Origin of the sequence: Amycolatopsis sp. TNS106 (assembly GCF_019330265.1) — a bacterium.
Lineage (GTDB): Bacteria > Actinomycetota > Actinomycetes > Mycobacteriales > Pseudonocardiaceae > Amycolatopsis > Amycolatopsis lurida.
The window spans coordinates 268,129-288,394 of record NZ_CP024972.1 but is presented as its reverse complement, the minus strand read 5'-3'; the positions used below and the strand labels follow the sequence as shown (position 1 = coordinate 288,394).

Sequence of the window (20,266 nt, the reverse complement as noted above, 5' to 3'; positions counted from 1 at the left end):
AGCAGGACTCCCCCGCCGGTCTCCGCGGCTTCGGACGGTTCGGTCTCCTGGCAGGAAGAGGATCTCGGGGGCATCTGGACGTTCTCCGATTCGTGCGGCAGGGCGGCGGAACGCGTACTGATACCCCGCCCCGCGCGCCCTTCACACCCGGTCAGGCACTGGCGTCCAGGCCGGCGTTCTCCAGGGCGCGCTTCACGCCTCCCGGCCGGGTGATCAGTTTCAGGACGCGCCCGGTGACGGTCGCCTGATGCCAGGCGTGGACCAGGACGCCGAGACCGGCGGTGTCGAGGAAGGTGACGGCGGAAAGGTCGATCACCACGGTGCGCAGAGCGGACGTCAACCGTGGGCCCAGCAGATGGGCGAGCCGCGGAGCGGTGGCGGCGACGAGTTCGCCGCCGACCTCGACGACGGCCGTCGCGGGATCGGGCCGGATGACCGTGAGCCGGAGCGATCCGCCGGGATCCGGCGATCGAACCGAGGTCGTGCGGGTGCTCGGTGCGCGCCCGGGTGAGGTGCGGGCACGGTGCGTCGCTGGGGGTGCTTCGAGGAAGGTCGACACGGGAACTCCCGGACAGCTGTGACGGGCCCCGAGCAAGGGAATCCCCGGCGAGCCGCGTGGGCGCCGGCCAGGCCCGGGTGAGCACGGAGTGGCTGTGGTCTCAACCGCTGTGCCTGCCGTTTTATCAGGGGCAGCGGTCTACGTCCATGGTCTTGACGAGGGAAATCGGGGCGGTCCGCCGGCCGATGGCCGATCACGCACCTGCTCTTCGACCGCGGCTGACCCATGACAGTACCGGCGAGGGGCGCGGCAAAAGTGTCATGAGCGGGGCCACGCGCGCGAGGAGGCCTTCGTGGCGACATGCGGGATCGACGCGATCCGCTGTCATGAATGTCCACAGAGGACGATCCCGGTGGCCGATTGTCCGCTCCGGCGGGCAGGTCCGCGCGGGGGTCCCTCGGTTCGTTCACCATCCACAGCTCCCTTGCCTCCGCCCGAGTACATGCCCGCCTGAACGTGCGCAAGACCGTCATCGAGCCACCAGCAGGGAGCGCGTCGATGTGCGGATAGCGCATCCCGGAAGAAGTACGTGAAGGCCCCCTTCACTGCGTCTAGCGCAATGAAGGGGCCTTCACGTACGGGGAAATCAGCCGCCACCGAACAAGCGGCAGTTTGCCCTTTACGACTTCCCCGGGCGCCCGTCACGTCCGTAGCGTCGCGCACTGGCTGATTCGGCGCAGTCAAGGAGAAAGGGAACATCGTTGAGAAGATTGATGGTCGGACTGCTCGGTGTGGCACTGGCGTTGGGCAGCACTCTCCTGGCCACCCCGTCGGCACAGGCCGCGACGGCACGGAACGGCGTCTGCGAAGACGGCGAGTTCTGCTTGTACTACAACAGCAATCAGCAGGGATCGGTCAGCGATTTCGACGGGTCGGTCGGTAACTACGGCACGGGCGCCGACTGCTATCACTTCCTCGGTGCGGGCGCGGGGAAGGGCCTGTGCGTGCGGAACAACGCGGCCTCGGTGTGGAACCGGAGGGACGCGGTGGTCACCGTGTTCTTCAAGAGCGGCTGGACCGGCCCGATCGACTCGTTCACGCACGGCGCCAAGGGCAACTTGACCTCGACGTACAACGAAAACGTCGGGCACATGCTCGGCCTGGCGGGGAACGACTGGCTGGAGACCGGGCTGTACCACAGCGATTCCGGCCGCATCACCTCCTATTTCGACAGCTACGTGAACACGTCGGGCAGGCACGAGGGGATCGACTTCGCGCGCGGCTTCGGTGTTCCCGTGTACTCCCTGACCCAGGGCACCGTGATCAGGAAGACCGAGGGCAGCAACGGCAGCGGCGGCCTGTCCACACTGGCGATCTACAACCGGGATCAGGATTTCACGATCATCTACCTGCATCTCAATCCGTCGAACGGGCTCGCGGTCGGCGAGTTCGTCAGCCGTGGCAGGCAGATCGGCACCGAGGAGTATCGCGGTGCCGGCTCCGCGCACACGCACGTCGAGTACCGGCCGGGCAGGCACGAGAGCGCGTCGGACAGCACCGGCGACCCGGTTCTCGACAACCCGAGCCCGTCGTTGTTCTGGCGGAACCACGGTTACAACATCTGCTGCGGATGAACGGCGTCGAGCCCGCTCTGCCCACCCGAGCCGAGCGGGCGCCCGGACGTCGAACCGGCACTTCTTCGTGAAAATTTCCGGTTGTCCGTGTCCTGCCACTTTCCGACCATGATGCGGCATCGGTGACGCGAGTCGCTGAGCGAACGCGGAGGACGCCAGTGACCCAAGGTGTTCACATCACCCTGCCCGGCAGGCAAGCGACCGTGCTGCTGCTCAACGCGAACCGGATGGCCGGCCTCGACCCGGCGCTGGAGGCGAAGACCCCGGCGGAGGAGAGTCCGGCCCGCTTCGGCAAGTTGCTGCGGAGCCATCGGCACAGTCTCGGCGCGACCCAGCGGCTTCTCGCCGCCCGCTCCACCGTCAGCGTCCGAGCGATCAGAGACCTCGAGCACGGCCGGGTCAGCAGGCCCCGCCGCGACACGGTCCGGCTCATCGCGGCCGGTCTCGGCCTGACCGGCCAGGCTCGCGCCGACTTCGAACGAGCGGCGGCTTCGTACCGCCCGACCACCGGCACGTCAGCGCCGGGAACCGCATGAAGTATCCGTGGTGAACCTCGGCCGCAGCTCCCGGGTCGGCACGACGCCATCGGCTGGGCGCCTGGACTCTTCGACCGGCGTTTTCGACCAAATTCGATCAGAATCTTCGGCGAACCACCGCTTTTCGGCGTCAGGCCCGCTCTAACATCCGTAAAATGGACGAGCGGCCGAGTTCGTTGCTGGGTGAGGCACGGCGGGACGCCGGGCTCACCCAAGAGGAGCTGGCGGAACGCACCGGGCTGACGGTGCGAAGCATCAGCAACATCGAACGCGGCCGGGTCGCCCGCCCGCGGCGTCATTCGGTGGAGGCGCTGGCGCTGGGGCTGGGTCTCCAGGGCGAGCAGGCGAGCCGGTTCGTGCGGCACTACTGCCCGGACGCGGTGTCGCCCACGAGAACGCCGGTCGTTTCGGTGCCCGCGCAACTGCCCTCGGGCATCACGTCGTTCATCGGGCGGCAGCGGGAGATCGACGCGCTCGACGCCCTCCGCGACGAGAGGGTGGGCGGGGGTGTCGTCGTGGCGGTGCTGGAGGGCATGGCCGGGGTCGGCAAGACCTCCCTCGCCGTGCAGTGGGCGCAAAGGGTCAAACACGACTTCCCCGACGGGCAGTTGTTCGCGAACCTGCGTGGGTACGGGCCGGGGGCGCCCGCCGATCCAGGTGAGGTGCTGCGGTCGTTCCTGCGGGCGCTCGGCGTGCCCGTGGCGGACGTGCCCGCCGACCTCGACGACCGGGCCGCGTCGCTGCGCAGTGTGCTGGCCGACCGTTCGGTGCTCCTCGTGCTGGACAACGCCCGCTCGGCGGATCAGGTCCGGCCGCTGCTGCCCGGCCACGCGGGCTGCGCGGTGGTGGTGACGAGCCGCGCGGCACTGCACGGGCTGACGATCAGCGCCGACGCGCACCGGGTGCCGGTGCCGCTGCTGACCGAGCAGGAGTCGCTCTCCCTGCTGGACCGGCTGGCGGGCCCCGGACGGAGGTTCGCCGACCGCACCGCGCTCGCCGACATGGTATCGGGGTGCGGCGGTCTGCCACTCGCCCTGCGCATCGTCGGCGAGCGGCTCGCGCACAACCGGAACCTGGCGAACGTGGCGTCCTCGATGCGTCCGGCCGGAGACCGGCTCGCCGCGCTGACCACCGAAGAGAAGACCACCTCGCTGCCCTCCGTGCTGTCCTGGTCCTACGACGCGCTGCCCGGCGACGTGGCCTCGGCCCTGCGTCTGCTCGGGCTCCATCCCGGCCCGCACTGGGACACCGTCGCCGCGGCGGCGCTACTGGGCACGGATCCGCCGGAGACCCGCAGGCTCCTCGACGCGCTCGTCGACAGCCATCTGCTGCTCGGGCACCGCGCGGACGGCCGGTTCGAATTCCACGACCTGGTCCGCGACTACGCGCGTAGCCGCGCCGAAGAGGAACCGGCGCAGCGGCGTTCGGCCGCCCTGCGCCGTCTCGCCGAGCACTGTGTCGCCGGGGCGGCCGACGCGGCCGGGTCGATGACCGCGGGCGACCCCAACCGCAGAGCGCTGCTCACCCCGATCACCGAGAACGTCATGTTCACCGGCGCCGACGAGGCGGCGACCTGGCTGGCGGCGGAGCTGCCCACCTTGATCGCCGTCGCGGAACAGTCGTCGGCCACCGGCGAAACCTACGCCCGCGACCTCTCGACCGTGCTGTGGCAGGCGTTGCGGATGCACGGTCACTACGGCGCCCTGCGCACACTGCACCGTCTCGCGCTCACCGAGGCACAGCGGGCGGGCGACGCCATCGGCACCCAGCAGGCGCTCGTCGACCTGGCCGCGATCTGCGCCAGGCTCGGCCATTTCGACGAGGCGGTGACGCATCTGACCCGCTGCCTCGACGTCGACGGGAGCCCGGTCGTCACCGGCCGCGCGCTGAACACCCTCGGCACCGTGTACGCGCAGCTGGGCCGGTACGCCGACGCGGCGGGCCACCTGAGCGAGGCGGTCACGGTCTCCCGGGAGACCGGCGACCGCCTCAACGAGGGACGCTCGCTGTCCAACCTCGGCTTCATCCACGAACGCCGGGGTGAACTGGACGCCGCTCTCGGCTGCTATCGGCGGTGCCTGACCATCTCCGAGAGCATCGGCGACCGGCTGAGCGAGGCGATCTCGCTGCACAATCTCGGGGACGTGTACCGCGCGCTGGGCCGGTGGACGGAAGCCCACGACCACCTCCACCGGTCGCTGACGGTGAGCAGGGCCGAGGGGCACCGGGAGGCCGAAGGGTACGCGCTGGCCTATCTCGGGCTGGTGCACCTCCGGCAGGGCGACGCGGCCGCGGCCCGCCTGCATCAGGAGGCGGCGCTCGACATCGCGGTGGCGACCGGCATCCGGCCGCTGGAGACCCTCGTGCACAACGGGCTCGCGGACAGCGCGCTCGCGTGCGGTGACCGGCCGGCCGCGCTGGCGCACTACACGCGGGCCGCCGACCTCGCCCGGCTCACCAGCGAACCGCACGAGGAGGCCCGCGCGCTGACCGGGATCGCCGCGACCCACGACGACGCCGGTGATCCGGACAAGGCCAGGCCGTTCCGCGAACGCGCGCGGACGCTGCACGACGCGATGGGCACCGCGATGGTGGCTTCGTGACCGGAACTTGCGGTCCGCATTGTTCCGGTCGGAATTCCTGGTCCGGGCGCCGAACCGGAAGTTCAATCTGCCGAGGCCTGTGAAGTCCGGCAGGCCGGGTCACGAGGGGGTTCAGCGGGTTGCGGGTAGATCTGGGTGTGTTCGAACGGGTACACGAGGCGTTCGAGGAGCAGGCGAGAAGGACACCCCACCGCTGTGCGCTCGTCGCGGGCGACGAGCGGCTGAGCTACGCCCGGCTGGACGAGGTCGCGAACACGGTCGCGCACGCCCTGCTCCGCCGTGGGGTGGCACGCGGAGACCTGGTCGGCGTGTGCCTGCGCCGCGGCCGGTGGCTGGTGCCCACGCTGCTGGGGGTGCTGAAGGCGGGGTGCGCGTACGTCCCGCTGGACCCGTCCGCTCCCCCGGCGCACGGCGCGTCGGTCGTCGCGGACGCCGGGCTGTCGCTGGTGGTGGCGGACGAACCGGATCCGGCCGCGCTCGCGGACGCCGGGGTGCCGGTGCTGGCCGTCGGGGAGGTCGCCGCATCGCCCACGACCTCCCCCGGTGTCCCGGGTTCCGGCACGGACCTCGCGTACGTGATCTACACGTCCGGCTCCACCGGCAGGCCGAAAGGTGTCCAGGTCGAGCATCGCAACGTGCTCGCGTTGCTGGCGTGGGCGGCCGCGACCTACGGCGACGACGAACTGCGTGGCGTGCTCGGCGCCGCGTCGGTCTGCTTCGACGCGTCCGTCGCCGAGGTGTTCCCGCCGCTGGTGACCGGCGGGAGCCTGGTGCTCGCCGAGAACCTGCTCGCGCTGCCCGGGCTGGCCGCACGGGACGAGGTGACGTTCGTACAAGGCGTGCCGTCCGTGCTGGCGGTGCTGGCGCGCACGCCGCTGCCACGTTCGGTGCGGACCGTCGCGATCGCGGGTGAGGCCCTGCATCGGTCGCTCGTCGACCGCCTTTACGCCAACGAGGGCGTGCGGCGGATCGTGAACTGCTACGGCCCGACCGAGGCGACGGTGAACTGCTCGTGCCACGAGGTCGCCCGGGACGGGGTGGACGACCCGCCGATCGGCACACCGCTGCCCGGTGCCGCGTTCTCGGTGCGGGACGCCGACGGGCGCGAGCTCGGCGACGGCGAGGTCGGTGAGCTGTGGGTCAGCGGGACGCTCGTGACCCGCGGGTATCTGGGGCAGCCGGAGCTGACCGCCGAGAAGTTCGTGGCCGACTCCCGCGGCGTCCGGCACTACCGCACCGGTGACCTGGTCCGGCGCCGCGACGGTGTGCACCACTTCGTCGGCCGCGCCGACGACCAGGTGAAGGTACGTGGCTTCCGGATCGAACCGGGACAGGTACAGGCGGCGCTCCTCAGCCATCCGGCCGTCGGCAACGCCGTGGTGCTCGCGCCCGCCGTCGAACACGGGGAGCGCAGGCTCGTCGGGTTCGTCGAACCGGCCGGTGCCAGGGTGTCCGAGCCGGAGTTGCTGCGGTGGCTGCGGTCGCGGCTGCCCGCGCACCTGGTGCCGTCACGGATCGCCGTGCTCGACGCGATCCCGCTCGGCACGACCGGGAAGGCGGACCGGACCGCGCTGGCGGCGTGGGAGTTCGACCGCGGGGACACCGAGTACACCGCCCCGCGCACCGAGGCCGAGCGGCTGGTCGCCGAGGTGGTCGCGGCCGCGTTCGGGCTGCCGGAAATCGGCGTGCACGACCGGTTCTCCGAGTCGGGCGGGCACTCCCTCGCCGCGGCGCGTGCGGTCACGCGGCTGCGGGAGCACACCGGCCGGGTGCTGACGCTGGTGGAATTCCTCTCCGACGGCACGGTGGCGGCGGTCGCGCGACGGCTCGCGGACGCCCCGGCCGCGGCGCCCTCGGTGGCGCTGGAGACACACCCGGGCCGGGAGACCTACCCTCTGACCGGCACGCAACGGGAGCTGTGGACCCTCGCCCAGCTCGGCTCGACCGGCACGGCGACGACCGTCGCGTGGCGGTTGCGGCTGCGCGGCCGGATTTCGGTGCCCGCGCTGCGGGCCGCCGCGGACGGGGTCGTGGCGCGGCACGAGGTGCTGCGCGGCACGATCGGCGACCGCGACGGCGAACCGGTCATGGTGGTGGGCCCGCCGGTGCCGGTTCCGGTGGACGTGCACGATCTGCGCGGGCTCGCCGACGCGGACCGTCTGGCCGGGGAACTGACCGCGGCCGCCGCCCGGCACGCGTTCGACCTCACCGAGGACACGCCGCTCCTGCGGATCACGCTGCTCCGCCTCGCCGACGACGTGGCCGACCTGATCGTCGTGTCCGACCACATCGCCACCGACGGCGCGTCCATCGGCGTGCTCATGGCGGAACTGGCCGGCGCGCCCGCGGCCTCCTTCGCGCAGGTCGGCGCGGTGGCGTTGCGCGAGCGCGCGCTCGCGGAAGTGCCCGGTGAACGAGACCGGCTGGCGGCGTACTGGTCGGGCGAGCTGGCGGGAGCGATCCCACCGGACGCCCTGTTCGACCGCGTCGTGCACGGCAGGCGGCGTTTCGCCGGGGAGCGGATCAGCACGCCACTGCCCGAGTCGCTGGGGTCGGCGGTGCGCGTGCTCGCCGAATCGACCGGGGTGACGCCGTTCGCGGTGTACCTGTCGGCGCTGGGGGTACTGATCGGCGAGCTGGTACGCGGCCAGGACGTGCTGCTGGGGATGGCGGCCGCGCACCGGGACCGGCCCGAGCTCGAACACACCGTCGGCCCGCTGGTCGACGTCCTGCCGGTCCGGTTACGGATCGAGGCGGACACGTCGTTTCGCGACCTGCTGCGCGCGGCCATGACCACGGCTGCGCACGCCATCGACCATCGGGGCCTGCCCAGCGGTGAACTCGCCGGACTGTGGGGCGGCGACCGGCCGGCCGGGGTACCGCTCACGCCGGTGTCGATCGCGGTGCAGCCGGACGGCGTCCCGCTGTCGGCGCACGGGCCGGACACCCGGCTGGACCTGCTCGGCGAGCTGCCGACCGGCGGCAGCCACACTCCGCTGACAGTGTTCGTGAACGCCACCGCGGACGGCGCCGAGCTGATCGTCGAGCACGACCCGTCGTGGCTCGCCCCCGGCCGCGCCCGCTGGTTCACCCGTTCCCTGCTGCACCTTCTGCACGCCGCGGTGTCCACACCGGACATCGCCCTGTCCGCGCTGTCACTGGCGCCGGACGGGGAACTCGCCGAGCTGACGACGTGGGGAACCGGCCCCGCGCTGTCCGCCGTCGACGCGGGTGGTGTGCCGGACGCGGTGTGGCGCAACGCTTCGAAGACACCGGACGCGGTCGCGGTGTCCGCTGAGGGCGGGCAGCTGACGTACGCGGAACTGGTAGGCCACGCCGACCGGATCGCGCGCGTCCTCGCCGCGGCCGGGGTGACGGCCGGCGACACGGTCGGGGTGTGCCTGCCGCGCGACGAGTTCCTGCCCGCCGCGTTGCTCGCCGTGTGGCGGGCGGGCGCGGGATATCTGCCGCTCGACACCGGGCAACCCGTGGCGCGGCTGGCCCGGCTCGCGAGTGAGGCCCGCCTGCGGGTCGTGCTCACTCGTGGCGGCGCCCAACCGGTGGCGTCGGAGATCGCCGACGCCGTGCCGGGCCTGTGCGTGGTCGGTGCCGACCGGACCGACGGAGTGCCCTTCGAGCCGGTGCTGCCGGACGGTGACGCGCTCGCGTACGTGCTGTACACGTCGGGGTCGACCGGGCGGCCCAAGGGGGTCGAGATCAGCCACGCGAACCTGCACGCCTTCGTCCGGTCCCGGATGCTCCGTCCCGGCCTGACGCGGGACGACGCGATGCTCGCGCTCGCGCCGCTCGCCTTCGACGTGTCCGCCGAGGAACTGTGGTGGCCGCTCGCCACCGGCGCGCGCTGCGTCGTCGCCGACCGCGACAGCGCCGTCGACGGCCACCTGCTCGCGCGGCGGATCGCCGAGGGCGGCGTCACGATCGTCGACCTCACCCCCACGAGCCTGCGGATGCTGCTCGCCGCGGGCTGGACGGGTGACCCCGCGCTGCGGCTGCTGCTCGGCGGCGAGGTACTCGACCCGGATCTCGCCGCGAGAGTTCTGCCGCTGGTCGGTGAGCTGTGGAACGGCTACGGCCCGACGGAGACCACGGTCGCGGCGACCGCGCACCGGGTCACCGGCCACGGCCGGGTCCCGATCGGGTCGCCGACGCCGGGCACCCGGCTGTACGTCATGGACGAGGCGGGCAGGCTCGCGCCGCCCGGCGCGATCGGTGAGCTGTGGATCGGTGGCGCCGGTGTCGCGACCGGCTACCGGGCACGGCCCGAGCTGACCGCGTCCGCGTTCGTCGCCGGCCCGGTGCGGCCAGGCGAGCGCTGCTACCGCACCGGGGACCTGGTCCGGTGGCGGCCGGACGCGACGCTGGAGTTCGTCGGCCGCGCCGACGACCAGGTGAAGGTGCGGGGAAACCGGTTCGAGCTCGGCGAGATCGAGTCGGCCCTGCGGGCTCTGTCCTATGTGGACGATGCGGCGGTGATGGTGGCCGCGGACGGCGTGGACGCGCACGTGATCGGTTATCTCACCCCCTCGACCGTCGACGCGGCGGCCGTCGAGCGACAGGCGCGGCGGCTTTTGCCCGCGTACATGGTGCCGAGTTCGTGGCGAACCCTGGACACACTCCCCTTGCTGCCCAACGGAAAACTCGACCGGCGCGCGCTACCGCCGGTGCCCGTCGCCCCACCGGCCGCGGCCGCGCCGCTGTCGGATGCCGAGGCGGTGGTCGCGCGGGTGTGGCGGGAATGCCTCGAACTCGACGCGGAAATCGGCCCGGACAGCGACTTCTTCGCGCTCGGCGGCCGGTCGCTGGCGGCGACCAGGGTGGTCGGTCTCCTGCACACGCGGCTGAGACGCCGGATCACCGTCCGCACCCTGTTCGACCACCCGGTACTCGCCGACTTCACCGCACGGATCGAGCGGGAAGCCGCCTTCGACGACCGCCCGCTCGTCGCCCGCGCGGACCCGGCCGCACCCGCGCCGCTTTCTTCGGCTCAGCGCATGCTGTGGTTCGCGGCGAAGCTCGACCCGGGCAGCGCCGCGTACAACTCCCCCACCGTGCTTCGGATCCGGGGCGCGCTGGACGAGCAGCGGCTGTACCGCGCGATCCGTGCGCTCACGGCGCGCCATCACGTGCTGCGCAGCCGGTTCACCGAGATCGACCGGGAGCCGGTCGCGCTCCTCGGGCCGGTCGACGCCGTCCCGGTGTCCACTGTGGACATCTCAGAGCCGGAAACGGACGCGGCGGTGGCCGCCGAGATCCAGCGGCCGTTCGCGCTGGACGCCGCGCCACCGCTGCGCGTGGTCCTGTTCCGGCTCACACCGGACCACCACGTACTGACCCTTACCTGCCACCACATCGCCACCGACGCGGTCTCCCAACGGCTCCTTCTGTCCGAAGTGGACCAGTTCTACCGCACCGAACCCGACGACTGGCCGGCACCACCGGCACTCCAGTACGCCGACCACGCCACATGGGATCGCGAACAGGACCGGTCCGACGGGCTCGACCGGTGGGAACGGCGGCTCGCGGGCCTGCCCGCGTTGCGACTGCCCGCCGACCGGCCCCGCCCCGCCATCGCCGACTGGACGGCGGACGAGGTTCCGATCCGGCTGCCCTCAAACGTCACCGGCCGCGTCCACGCCCTGGCGGACGACGCCGGGACCACCCCGTTCACGATCCTGCTCGCGGCCTGGCAACTGCTGCTCGCGCGGCTGGCCGGGGTACGGGACCTCGCGGTCGCCGTGCCGCACGGCGGCCGCCGCTCCCCCGAACTGGCCAGGATGGTCGGTTTCTTCGTCGACACCGTGGCCGTCCGCGCCGACCTGGGGACCGGCGTCCGGTCGGGTCTCGACCTCGTGGCCAGGACACGCGACGCGGTGCTCGACGCGTTCGCGCACGCCGACGTGCCGTTCGACGAGGTCGTGCGGCGGCTCGCGCCCGAACGGGACGCGGCGAGCACCCCGCTGTGCCAGGTGATGATGAACGTCCTCGACGAACAGCCGACCGCGACGATCGGCGACCTGGCCGTGACGGTGCTGGCGCAACCGGTCGCCACCGCGCTGTACGACCTGAACCTGGACCTCGCCCGCGACGGCGACGGCTACACGGGCAGGCTCGTGTTCCGCATCGACCTGTTCGACCGGACCACGATCGAACGCTGGGCCCACTGGTACGTCACCCTGCTGGACCGGCTCACCACCGATCCGGGTGCCGCACTGTCCACACTGGACATACTGGACGACGCGGATCGCGCCGCACTGCTCGTCTGGGGCACCGGGAAACCGTTGCCTGTCATGCGAACCGTGGCCGCCGACGTGCTCGCGCAGCCACCCGGCGCGATGGCGACGTCGTCGCCCGCCGGACGACTGTCCTATGCGGACCTGGCCACCTGGTCGGCACAGGGCGCCCGCGGGCTGCTCGCCGCGGGTGTCACCACCGGAGAGGTGGTCGGCGTATGCCTGCCCCGCGACGAATACCTGCCTGCCGGGCTGCTCGCGGTGTGGCGGGCGGGTGGCGCGTACCTGCCGCTGGATCCCGGCCATCCCGCGGACCGGATCGCGGCCCTCGCCGCCGACGCCGGGATCCGGGTCGTCGCCGCCCGCGGTCAGGCGCTGGACGTGGCCCGCGCCGCGCTGCCGCACTTGACCGTCATGGACCTCGACGCCACCGTCACGGACACTCGCCCGCTGCGGGAACCGGACCACGACGACCTCGCCTACGTCCTCTACACGTCCGGCTCGACTGGCAAGCCGAAGGGCGTCGCGGTCACGCACGGGAATCTCGCCGCGCTGGTCCACGCCTTCCGCGAAATCACCGATGTGCGGCCCGCCGACACGTGGCTCGCGGTGGCGCCGCTCGTGTTCGACACGGCCACCGGCGAGATCTGGACGACGCTGACCGCGGGCGCGCACTGCGCGATCGCCGACCGGGACTGTGCCGTCGACGGGCACGCGCTGGTACGGCGGCTCGTCGCGACCGGCGCGACCCGGTTCAACCCGACCCCGACCACCTTGCGGATGCTCGTCGCCGCCGGACTTCCCGATCTGCCGGGACTGCACGTGCTCTCCGGCGGTGAAGCCCTCGACGTCGCACTGGCGCGGCAGCTCACCGCCCGGGTCGCGAGCGTGCGCAACTGCTACGGCCCCACGGAGACCACCATCACCGCGACCACCCATCTCGTGACCACCGCCGATCTGGCCGCCGACCGGCCGATACCGATCGGCGAACCGATCGGCGGCACCCTGCTCACGGTGGCCGACCCGTTCGGCCAGGCCGCGCTTCCCGGTGCGGTCGGCGAGTTGCGCATCGGCGGCGCCGGCGTGACACCGGGCTACCGGGACCGCCCGGAGGCGACCGCGGCCGCCTTCGGCATCGACCCGGTGCACGGAGTCCGCTCCTACCGCACCGGCGACCTGGTCCGCTGGCGCCCCGACGGCGTGCTGGAGTTCCTCGGCCGCAGCGACCACCAGGTGAAGATCCGCGGCAACCGGGTGGAACTCGGCGAGGTGGAACACGTGCTGCGCACGATCGCCGGGGTGACCGACGCGGTGGTCGTGGTGCGCGCCGAGGAAGGCGAACCCCATCTCGTCGGCTACCTCACTCCATCCACTGTGGACATCGACGCGGTGGCGGCCGTGCTACGCGGACGACTTCCCGACTACGCGGTGCCGCACCGATGGGTACCGCTCGACGCGTTCCCGGCCACGGCGACCGGCAAGGTGGACCGCGCCGCGCTGCCCGCACCCTCGGCACCGGCACGACCGGACAGCCCACCGGCGTCGGCGGTCGAGGAACTCGTCGCGGCGACCTGGGCCGAGGTGCTCGGCCGAGCGCGGGTCGGTGCGCTGGACGACTTCTTCGGCCTCGGCGGGCATTCGCTCGCCGCGACCAAGATCGTCGGCCGCCTCGGCGAGGCGCTCGGTTTCGCCGTCCCGGTGCGGTGCCTGTTCGACCGGCCGGTGCTGCGGGAGTTCGCCGCGGAACTGGAACGGATCGCGATGACCGCGCTGGCGGAGGACGAAGCCATCGGTGTCCCGACGGGGAGCACGGTATGACCGACTCGCTGGTCACTCCCGCACAGCGACGCATGCGTGAGCTGCTCGCCGACCGCGCCACCGCCGCGCTGCGTGGCGGGACCCCCGTCGTGAAGGAGCCCGCCATCCCCCGGCTCCCCCGCGACGGAGCGCCGGTACCGCTGTCGCCCGCGCAGGCCAGATTGTGGTTCCTGGCCCGCTTCGAACCCGGCGGCCACGCCTACAACCTGCCGCTCGTGCTCGAACTGACGGGCCCGGCCGACGAGACCGCGCTGCTCGCCGCGGTCCGTGACGTCGCCGACCGCCACGACGTGCTGCGCGGCGTGTACCGGGAGATCGACGGCGAGCCGATGCGGTGTGCCGGACCCGCCGTCCCGGTGTCCACTGTGGACGTGACGGCGGCGGAGCTGGACGCCGCGGTGGCCGCCGAGGCCACCCGTCCGTTCGCGCTCGAAGACCTGCCACCGATGCGGGCCGTGGTGTTCCGGGTCACCGCCGACCGGCGGGTGCTGGCGTTGACGTTCCACCACATCGCGATGGACGCCCCGTCGGTCGCCGTCGTGCTCGACGACCTCGCCGCCTGCTACGCGGCCCGCCTCGGCGTCCGCGACGTGCCGCCGCCACCGGCTCTCCAGTACGCGGACCTGGTGGCGTGGAACGGTTCCAGGCCGGACACCGCCGAGGCAGGCCTGGACTGGTGGTCCGAGCGGCTCGCCGGGCTCCCGCCGGTGCTGGAGCTGCCGACCGACCGGCCCCGTCCGGCCGTGGCCGGGGACGAGGGCGCCGAGGTCGAAGTCGCGGTGCCCGCCGCGCTCACCGCGCGACTGCGGGAGATCGGTCGCACCACCGGCGCCACCCCGTTCATGGTGTTCCTGGCGTGCTGGCAGACCCTGCTCGCCAGGCTGGCCGGGACGACCGACGTGCCGGTGGGGGTACCGGAGTCCGGCCGGCGCCATCCGGACGCCGAACGGGTCGTGGGCTGCTTCGTCGACACGCTGGTGCTGCGCACCGACCTGGCCGGGGCGAGCACCGGCCGCGAACTGCTCGCCGCCGCCCGGGACACGGTGCTCGACGCGTTCGCGCATACGGACGTGCCGTTCGAGCGGATCGTGGAGCGGGTCGCGCCCCGGCGCGGGCTCGACGCGTCGCCGGTCTTCCAGGTCCTGCTCAACGTGCTCGACGAACCGTCGCGGGCACCCGAGCTGCCCGGTCTGGCCACGCGGGTCACCGAGCCGCCGGTGCGCAGCGTCAAGTACGACCTGAATCTCGCGCTGTCCCGGTCCGGTAACGGCTATTCGGGCGGGCTGGCCTACCGCACCGACCTGTTCGACCGGGGTACCGCGGAACGGATCGCCCGCTGGTTCGTCACGCTCGTCGACGGGATCACCGCGGACCTCGACCGGCCCGTGGCCGAGGTGCCCCTCGAAACCGTCACCACTCCGGCGCTGGCGGGCCCGGAACCGGAGCGGACCGGACTCCGCCCGGTGCACACGCTGATCGAGGACACCGTCGACCGCTACCCCGATCGCGTCGCCGTGGTCGGCGCGACCGGCACGCTCACGTACCGGCGGCTCGACGAACGCGCCAACCGGATCGCGCACCGGCTGCGGGCACTCGGCGTCCGCGCCGACGAGCCGGTCGGGCTGCTGCTCGAACAGGGCACGGACGTGGCCTGCGCGGTGCTGGGCATCATGAAATCCGGCGGCGCGTACCTGCCGATGGACACGACCTATCCGCGGTCGCGGGTGGCCGCCATCCTCGCCACCGCGGGCGCGCGGATCCTGCTCGCCGAACCCGGCCTCGACATCACCGTCCCCGGGGTCACCGTCCTGACCGTCGACGACGCGGTCGCCGCCCGGCCCGGCACCCGGCCGGACGTCCCGGTCGCGGCGCACGACCTGATCCACGTGATCTTCACGTCCGGTTCGACCGGTGCTCCGAAAGGTGTCGCGGTCGAGCACCGCAACGTCGCGCACTACCTGTCGGGCATGCTGCCCCGGCTCGGCGACGTGGCGGGCGCGTCGTTCGCGGTGGTCTCCACCCCGGCGGCCGACTTCGGCCTCACCTGCGTGTACGGCGCGCTGACCACCGGCGGCACCGTCCACCTGGTCGAGCGGGACACCGCGATGGATCCGGAGGCCTTCGCCGGCTATCTGGCCGCGCATCCGGTCGACGTGCTCAAATGCGTGCCCAGTCATCTGGAACTCCTCGCCCGGCACGGGGAACTGGCCACCGTGCTGCCGAGGCGGCTGCTGATCCTCGCCGGTGAGGCGTGCCCGTGGTCGCTCGTCGAGCGGGTCGAGGCGGCCCGTCCCGGCCTGCGGGTGCAGAGCCACTATGGGCACACCGAGAGCACGATGATCTCGATGACGTGCGACGTGGCGGCCGTCCCGCCGCACGAGCGCACCGGATACGTGCCACTCGGCGCGCCGCTGCCCGGGGTCGTCGGCCATCTCGTCGACGCGCGCGGCGCGGTCGTACCCGACGGCATGACCGGCGAACTGGTGATCGGCGGGCCGCAGATCACCCGCGGCTACCTGGGCGACTACACCCAGACCGCGGCCCGGTTCGTCCCCGATCCGCTGGGCTCCGGCGTGCGGTGCTTCCGCAGCGGCGACCTGCTGCGGGTGCGGGCCGACGGCGCCGTGCAGTTCCTCGGCCGCGCCGACGACCAGGTGAAGGTGCGCGGCCACCGGGTGGAACTGGGCGAGGTCACCGCCGCCCTCCGCGAGGTCGACGGGGTGGCCGAGGCCGTGGTGCTTCCCGTCGGCGCCGGCCTGGACCGCAGGCTCGCGGCGTGGCTGGTACCCGCACCGGGTGCCGAACTCGCGGTCCCGGCCGTGCGGCGGGCGCTGCGTGACCGGCTGCCGGACTATATGGTGCCCGGCGCGCTCTCGGTCCTGGACCGCTTGCCGCTCAACGCGAACGGCAAGATCGACCGGGCGGCGCTGCCCGACGTCGCCGAGCGGGAGCCTGCCACCCGGCGGCCGGTGGCGACCCCGGCCGAGCGGCTCGTGGCGCGGGTCTGGGGCGACGTGCTCGGGATCGACGGCATCTCCGCCGACGACGACTTCTTCGCCGTGGGCGGTCATTCCTTCGCCGCGGTGCGCGTGGCGGGACGGCTGGGTGAGGCGCTGCGCCGCGACGTCGCCGTGCGCACGGTGTTCGAGCACCCGGTGCTGGCCGACCTCGCCGCCGTGCTGGCCGCCGACCCGGGCGGCGTGTTCGGCGGGGCGCCCATCCCCGTGCGGCCGGACCCCGAAGCACCAGCGCCGCTGTCGTCCGCGCAGGCACGGCTGTGGTTTCTCGAACTGCTCGGCCCGGGGTCGGCCTATCACGCCGATCTCGTGCTGCGGCTGCGCGGACCGCTGGACGCGACGGCGATGGCGCTCGCGGTCCGGGACGTCACCGCACGGCACACCGTCCTGCGCAGCGTCATCGAGGAGCGGGACGGCACCCCGGTCGCCGTGCCGGTGCCCGCCGACCGCGTGCCCGTGTCCCTTGTGGACATCACGGCCGACCGGGTGGACGCGGCGTGCCGGGCGGAGCTGGCGCGGCCGTTCGCGCTCGACCGGGAGCCGCCGCTGCGGGCTTCGCTGTTCCGGATCGCCGCCGATGAGCACGTCCTCGCGCTCACCGTGCACCACATCGCGACCGACAACTGGTCGCGCGGCGTCATCGGCAAGGACCTCGCCGACGCGTACGCCGCCCGGCTCGCGGGATCGGCACCGGACGCGGCCCTGCCCGTCCAGTACGCGGACTACGCCGCCTGGCTGGCCTCCCGCAGGCGCGACGAGGACCTGGGCTGGTGGTGCGATCGCCTGTCCGGACTTCCGCCGCTGCTCGCGTTGCCGACCGACCGGCCCCGCCCGGCGGTGGCCGACTGGTCCGGCGGGCACGTCCGGTTCGCCCTCCCCGCCGCGCTCACCACCCGCGTCCGGCAGGTCGCGGCCGAGACGGGCGTGACGCCGTTCATGGTGCTGCTGGCCTGCTGGCAGGAACTGCTCGGCCGCCGCGCCGGGACCGACGACGTCGCCGTCGGCGTACCGGAGTCCGGGCGGCATCACCCGGACGTCGAGTCGACGGTGGGCTGTTTCGTGAACACACTCGTTTTGCGCACGGACCTCGGGGGCGACCCGACCGTGCGCGAGTTGCTCGGCCGGTCCCGCGAGACCGTACTCGGCGCGTTCGCGCACGCCGAGACTCCTCTCGAAGGGATCATCGAGCGGCTGCGGCCGGAGCGATCAGTTGCCGCGACGCCGCTCTTCCAGGTAGTGCTGAACGTCCTCGACCAGCCGGCGACCCCGCCCGCCATCCCGGGTGTCGAGGTGACGGCCGTCCGCGACGCGGGTGAGCAGGTGAAGTTCGACCTCAGCATGGTGCTGGTCAACGACGGCGACACCTACCTCGGTGGCCTCGCCTACCGGGCCGACCTCTTCGACGCCGGTACCGCGGAAGGGATCGTCGCCGACTTCCAGGCACTCCTGACCGGTCTACTGTCCGATGTGGACAAACCGGTCGCCTCGGTCGGCCCGGCCCGCACCGAGTCCCGCCCGGTCACCGAGCCCATTGCCGCACCGGTAACCGGCTCAAGCGCGCCGGAAACGCCGACCGAGCAGCGCGTCGCACGGGTGTGGGCACAGGTGCTCGATGTACCCGTGGTCGGCGCGGACGACGACTTCTTCGCCCTCGGCGGCCATTCGTTCACCGCGGTCCGCGCGGTCCGGCTGATCGACGAGCGGCTTCGGGTCATCGACCTGTTCCTGCACCCGACCGTCCGCGAACTGGCCGCTCATCTCGACGCCGGGCAGGAGACCGGTGACGGGCGCCTGTTGCACCGCCTCTCCCCCGCCCGCGCGGGCACACCGGACGTGACGCTCGTCTGCGTGCCCTACGGCGGCGGCTCGGCCGCGGTGTTCCAGCCGCTGGCCACCGAACTCTCCGCCGCCGCACCGGATATCGACCTGCTCGCCGTCGAACTGCCCGGCCACGACGTGGCCCGGCCCGACGAGGTGTTCCGCACCGTCGAGGAGGTCGTGGACCTGCTTGCCGACGAAATCGGCCGCACCGTCACCGGCCCGATCGCGGTGTACGGGCACTGCGTCGGCTCCGCGGTGGCCACCGCGCTCGCCGCCCGGCTCGAAGCCGACGGCCGCACCGTCGCCGGAGTGGTCGTGGCGGGCAGCTTCCCCTCCGCACGCCTGCCGGGCAGGCTTTCCGCCTGGCTGCAGCGCCGGTTCCCACGCGAACGCTGGGTGGCGGACCGGCTCTACCGGGACACGCTGCGGACCACCGGCGGCCTGCTGGACGACATGGACGAAGCCGCGAGCTCGGCGATGCTGCGTGCGCTGCGGCACGACGCCGGACAGGCGCAGGCGTGGTTCGGCGGCGCGCTCGACCCGGACGCCGGGCGGACGCCCCGGCTCACGGCACCGATCCTGTGCGTGGTCGGGTCGAGCGACCCGGCGACCGAGCTGTACCAGGAGCGGTACCGCGAGTGGGGCGTGTTCGCCGACCGGGTCGAGCTTGCCGTGCTGCCCAAGGCCGGGCACTACTTCCTGCGCCACCAGGCCGCCGGCGTCGCCGCACTGCTGCGGGACCGGCTACCCCGCTGGGCCGCCGGTGACCTGCCGCCGGAAGTCGGCGAAGTCCCGGTCGCCGCGGCCGCGACCCGGCGCGGGCTCCGCGCGTTCTACACCGTGGCGGGCGGCCAAGCCGTGTCGATGATCGGCAACGAACTGAGCGCGTTCGCGCTCGGCGTGTGGGCCTACCAGCTCAGCGGACGCGTCATCGACCTCGCGCTGGTCGTGTTGCTCGCCCGCGTGCCGAGCATGCTGCTGACACCGATCGGCGGCGCGCTCGCCGACCGGGTGGACCGCAGGCGGATCATGCTGTGCTGCGACCTGACGAGCGGCGCGGCGATGGCCGTGCTCGCCGTGCTGTTCGCCTTGGGGCGGCTGGATCTCGTGGCGGTGTGCGCGATCGTCGGGGTCATGTCGGTGGCGTCGGCGTTCCACCGGCCCGCCTACCTGGCGGCGATCGCCCAGCTGGTGCCGAAGCCGTACCTGCCGCAGGCCAACGCCCTCGCCGACATGGGCGCCGGACTCGGCACGATACTCGGGCCGGTCCTCGGCGGTGTCCTCATGGGACTGTCCGGGCTGACCGCGGTCGTCGTGGCCGACGTCGCCACGTTCGCGATCGGGGTGGCCACCCTGGTACTGGTGCGATTCCCGGACCGGATGTTCTTCACCCGGGCCGAACCGTTCGCCAGGGCGGTCACCGGCGGATGGAAGTTCGTGCTGCGCCGCAAACCGCTGCTGGTGATGATCGGCTACTTCGCGGTGGTCAACTACTTCACCGCCGTGATGTGGGTGGGGCTCACCCCGCTGGTCCTGTCGATCGGCTCGACGGGCGAACTGGGTGTGGTCAGTGCCGTCGGCGGGATCGGTGCCGCGGCCGGCGCGCTCGTCGTGGTCACCTGGGGCGGTACCACACGCCGCGCCACCGGCATGATCGCCTTCGTCATCGGCTCCGGGCTCGGGGTGGCGCTGATGGGGGCGTGGCCGTCGGTGTTCGTGGTCGCGGCCGGCCTGTTCGTGCGGCTGGCGTGCATGAGCATCGGCAACGCGCACTGGCTGTCGATCGTCCAGACGAAGGTCGGCCAGCAGCTGCAGGGCCGGGTGCTGGCGATCAACGTCATGCTGGCGACCGCGATGCAGCCGCTCGGGTTCCTGACCGCGGGACCGCTCGCCGACCGGCTCGGCGGCTTCGCCACGCTGATGGTGGTATCCGGCGCCGTGCTGGTGGTGTGGGGGGTGCTCGGGCTGCGGTACCGGCCGCTGCGCGACATCGAGGACCTGCTGCCGGACGCGGCGCCACCGGCGGAGATCGACGCCGACCTCGACCGCGTGCAGGCGCTCGCCGACCGGAACCTGGCGCGGTGACG

The 20,266-nt window shown here is 72.8% G+C and carries 6 protein-coding genes; 5 read left to right on the top strand and 1 reads right to left on the bottom strand.

The window, feature by feature from the left end; translation table 11 throughout:
* Positions 1 to 151 precede the first annotated feature (151 nt).
* Positions 152 to 559 (bottom strand): STAS domain-containing protein, encoded by a 408-nt coding sequence (locus CVV72_RS01415; protein ID WP_219150637.1) that lies wholly within the window; start codon positions 557 to 559, stop codon positions 152 to 154.
* 701 nt (positions 560 to 1,260) lie between these two features.
* On the opposite strand from CVV72_RS01415, the gene CVV72_RS01410 reads away from it, so the two are divergent.
* From CVV72_RS01410 to CVV72_RS01390, 5 genes are all read left to right on the top strand, one after another.
* Positions 1,261 to 2,133: a peptidoglycan DD-metalloendopeptidase family protein gene (locus CVV72_RS01410; protein ID WP_255632449.1), complete on the top strand. Its 873-nt coding sequence runs from the start codon at positions 1,261 to 1,263 to the stop codon at positions 2,131 to 2,133.
* 158 nt (positions 2,134 to 2,291) lie between these two features.
* Positions 2,292 to 2,669 (top strand): helix-turn-helix transcriptional regulator, encoded by a 378-nt coding sequence (locus CVV72_RS01405; protein ID WP_255632448.1) that lies wholly within the window; start codon positions 2,292 to 2,294, stop codon positions 2,667 to 2,669.
* A gap of 155 nt (positions 2,670 to 2,824) precedes the next feature.
* A complete protein-coding gene (locus tag CVV72_RS01400; RefSeq protein WP_219150635.1) occupies positions 2,825 to 5,272 on the top strand; it encodes a tetratricopeptide repeat protein in 2,448 nt (815 codons plus the stop codon).
* Positions 5,273 to 5,409: 137 nt separating this feature from the next.
* Positions 5,410 to 13,341 carry a non-ribosomal peptide synthetase gene (locus CVV72_RS01395; RefSeq protein ID WP_219150633.1) on the top strand — a complete coding sequence of 2,644 codons (7,932 nt, stop codon included), beginning with the start codon at positions 5,410 to 5,412 and terminating at the stop codon, positions 13,339 to 13,341.
* On the top strand, positions 13,338 to 20,264 hold the full coding sequence (locus CVV72_RS01390; RefSeq protein WP_219150631.1) for a non-ribosomal peptide synthetase/MFS transporter: 6,927 nt from the start codon (positions 13,338 to 13,340) through the stop codon (positions 20,262 to 20,264). The genes CVV72_RS01395 and CVV72_RS01390 overlap by 4 nt, the downstream gene beginning before the upstream one ends.
* Positions 20,265 to 20,266 lie beyond the last annotated feature (2 nt).

What these genes read in the sequence shown, in the direction of transcription:
- CVV72_RS01400 (WP_219150635.1), top strand. Translation starts at nt 2,825, where the DNA reads ATGGACGAGCGGCCGAGTTCGTTGCTGGGTGAGGCACGGCGGGACGCC.
- CVV72_RS01390 (WP_219150631.1), top strand. Translation starts at nt 13,338, where the DNA reads ATGACCGACTCGCTGGTCACTCCCGCACAGCGACGCATGCGTGAGCTG.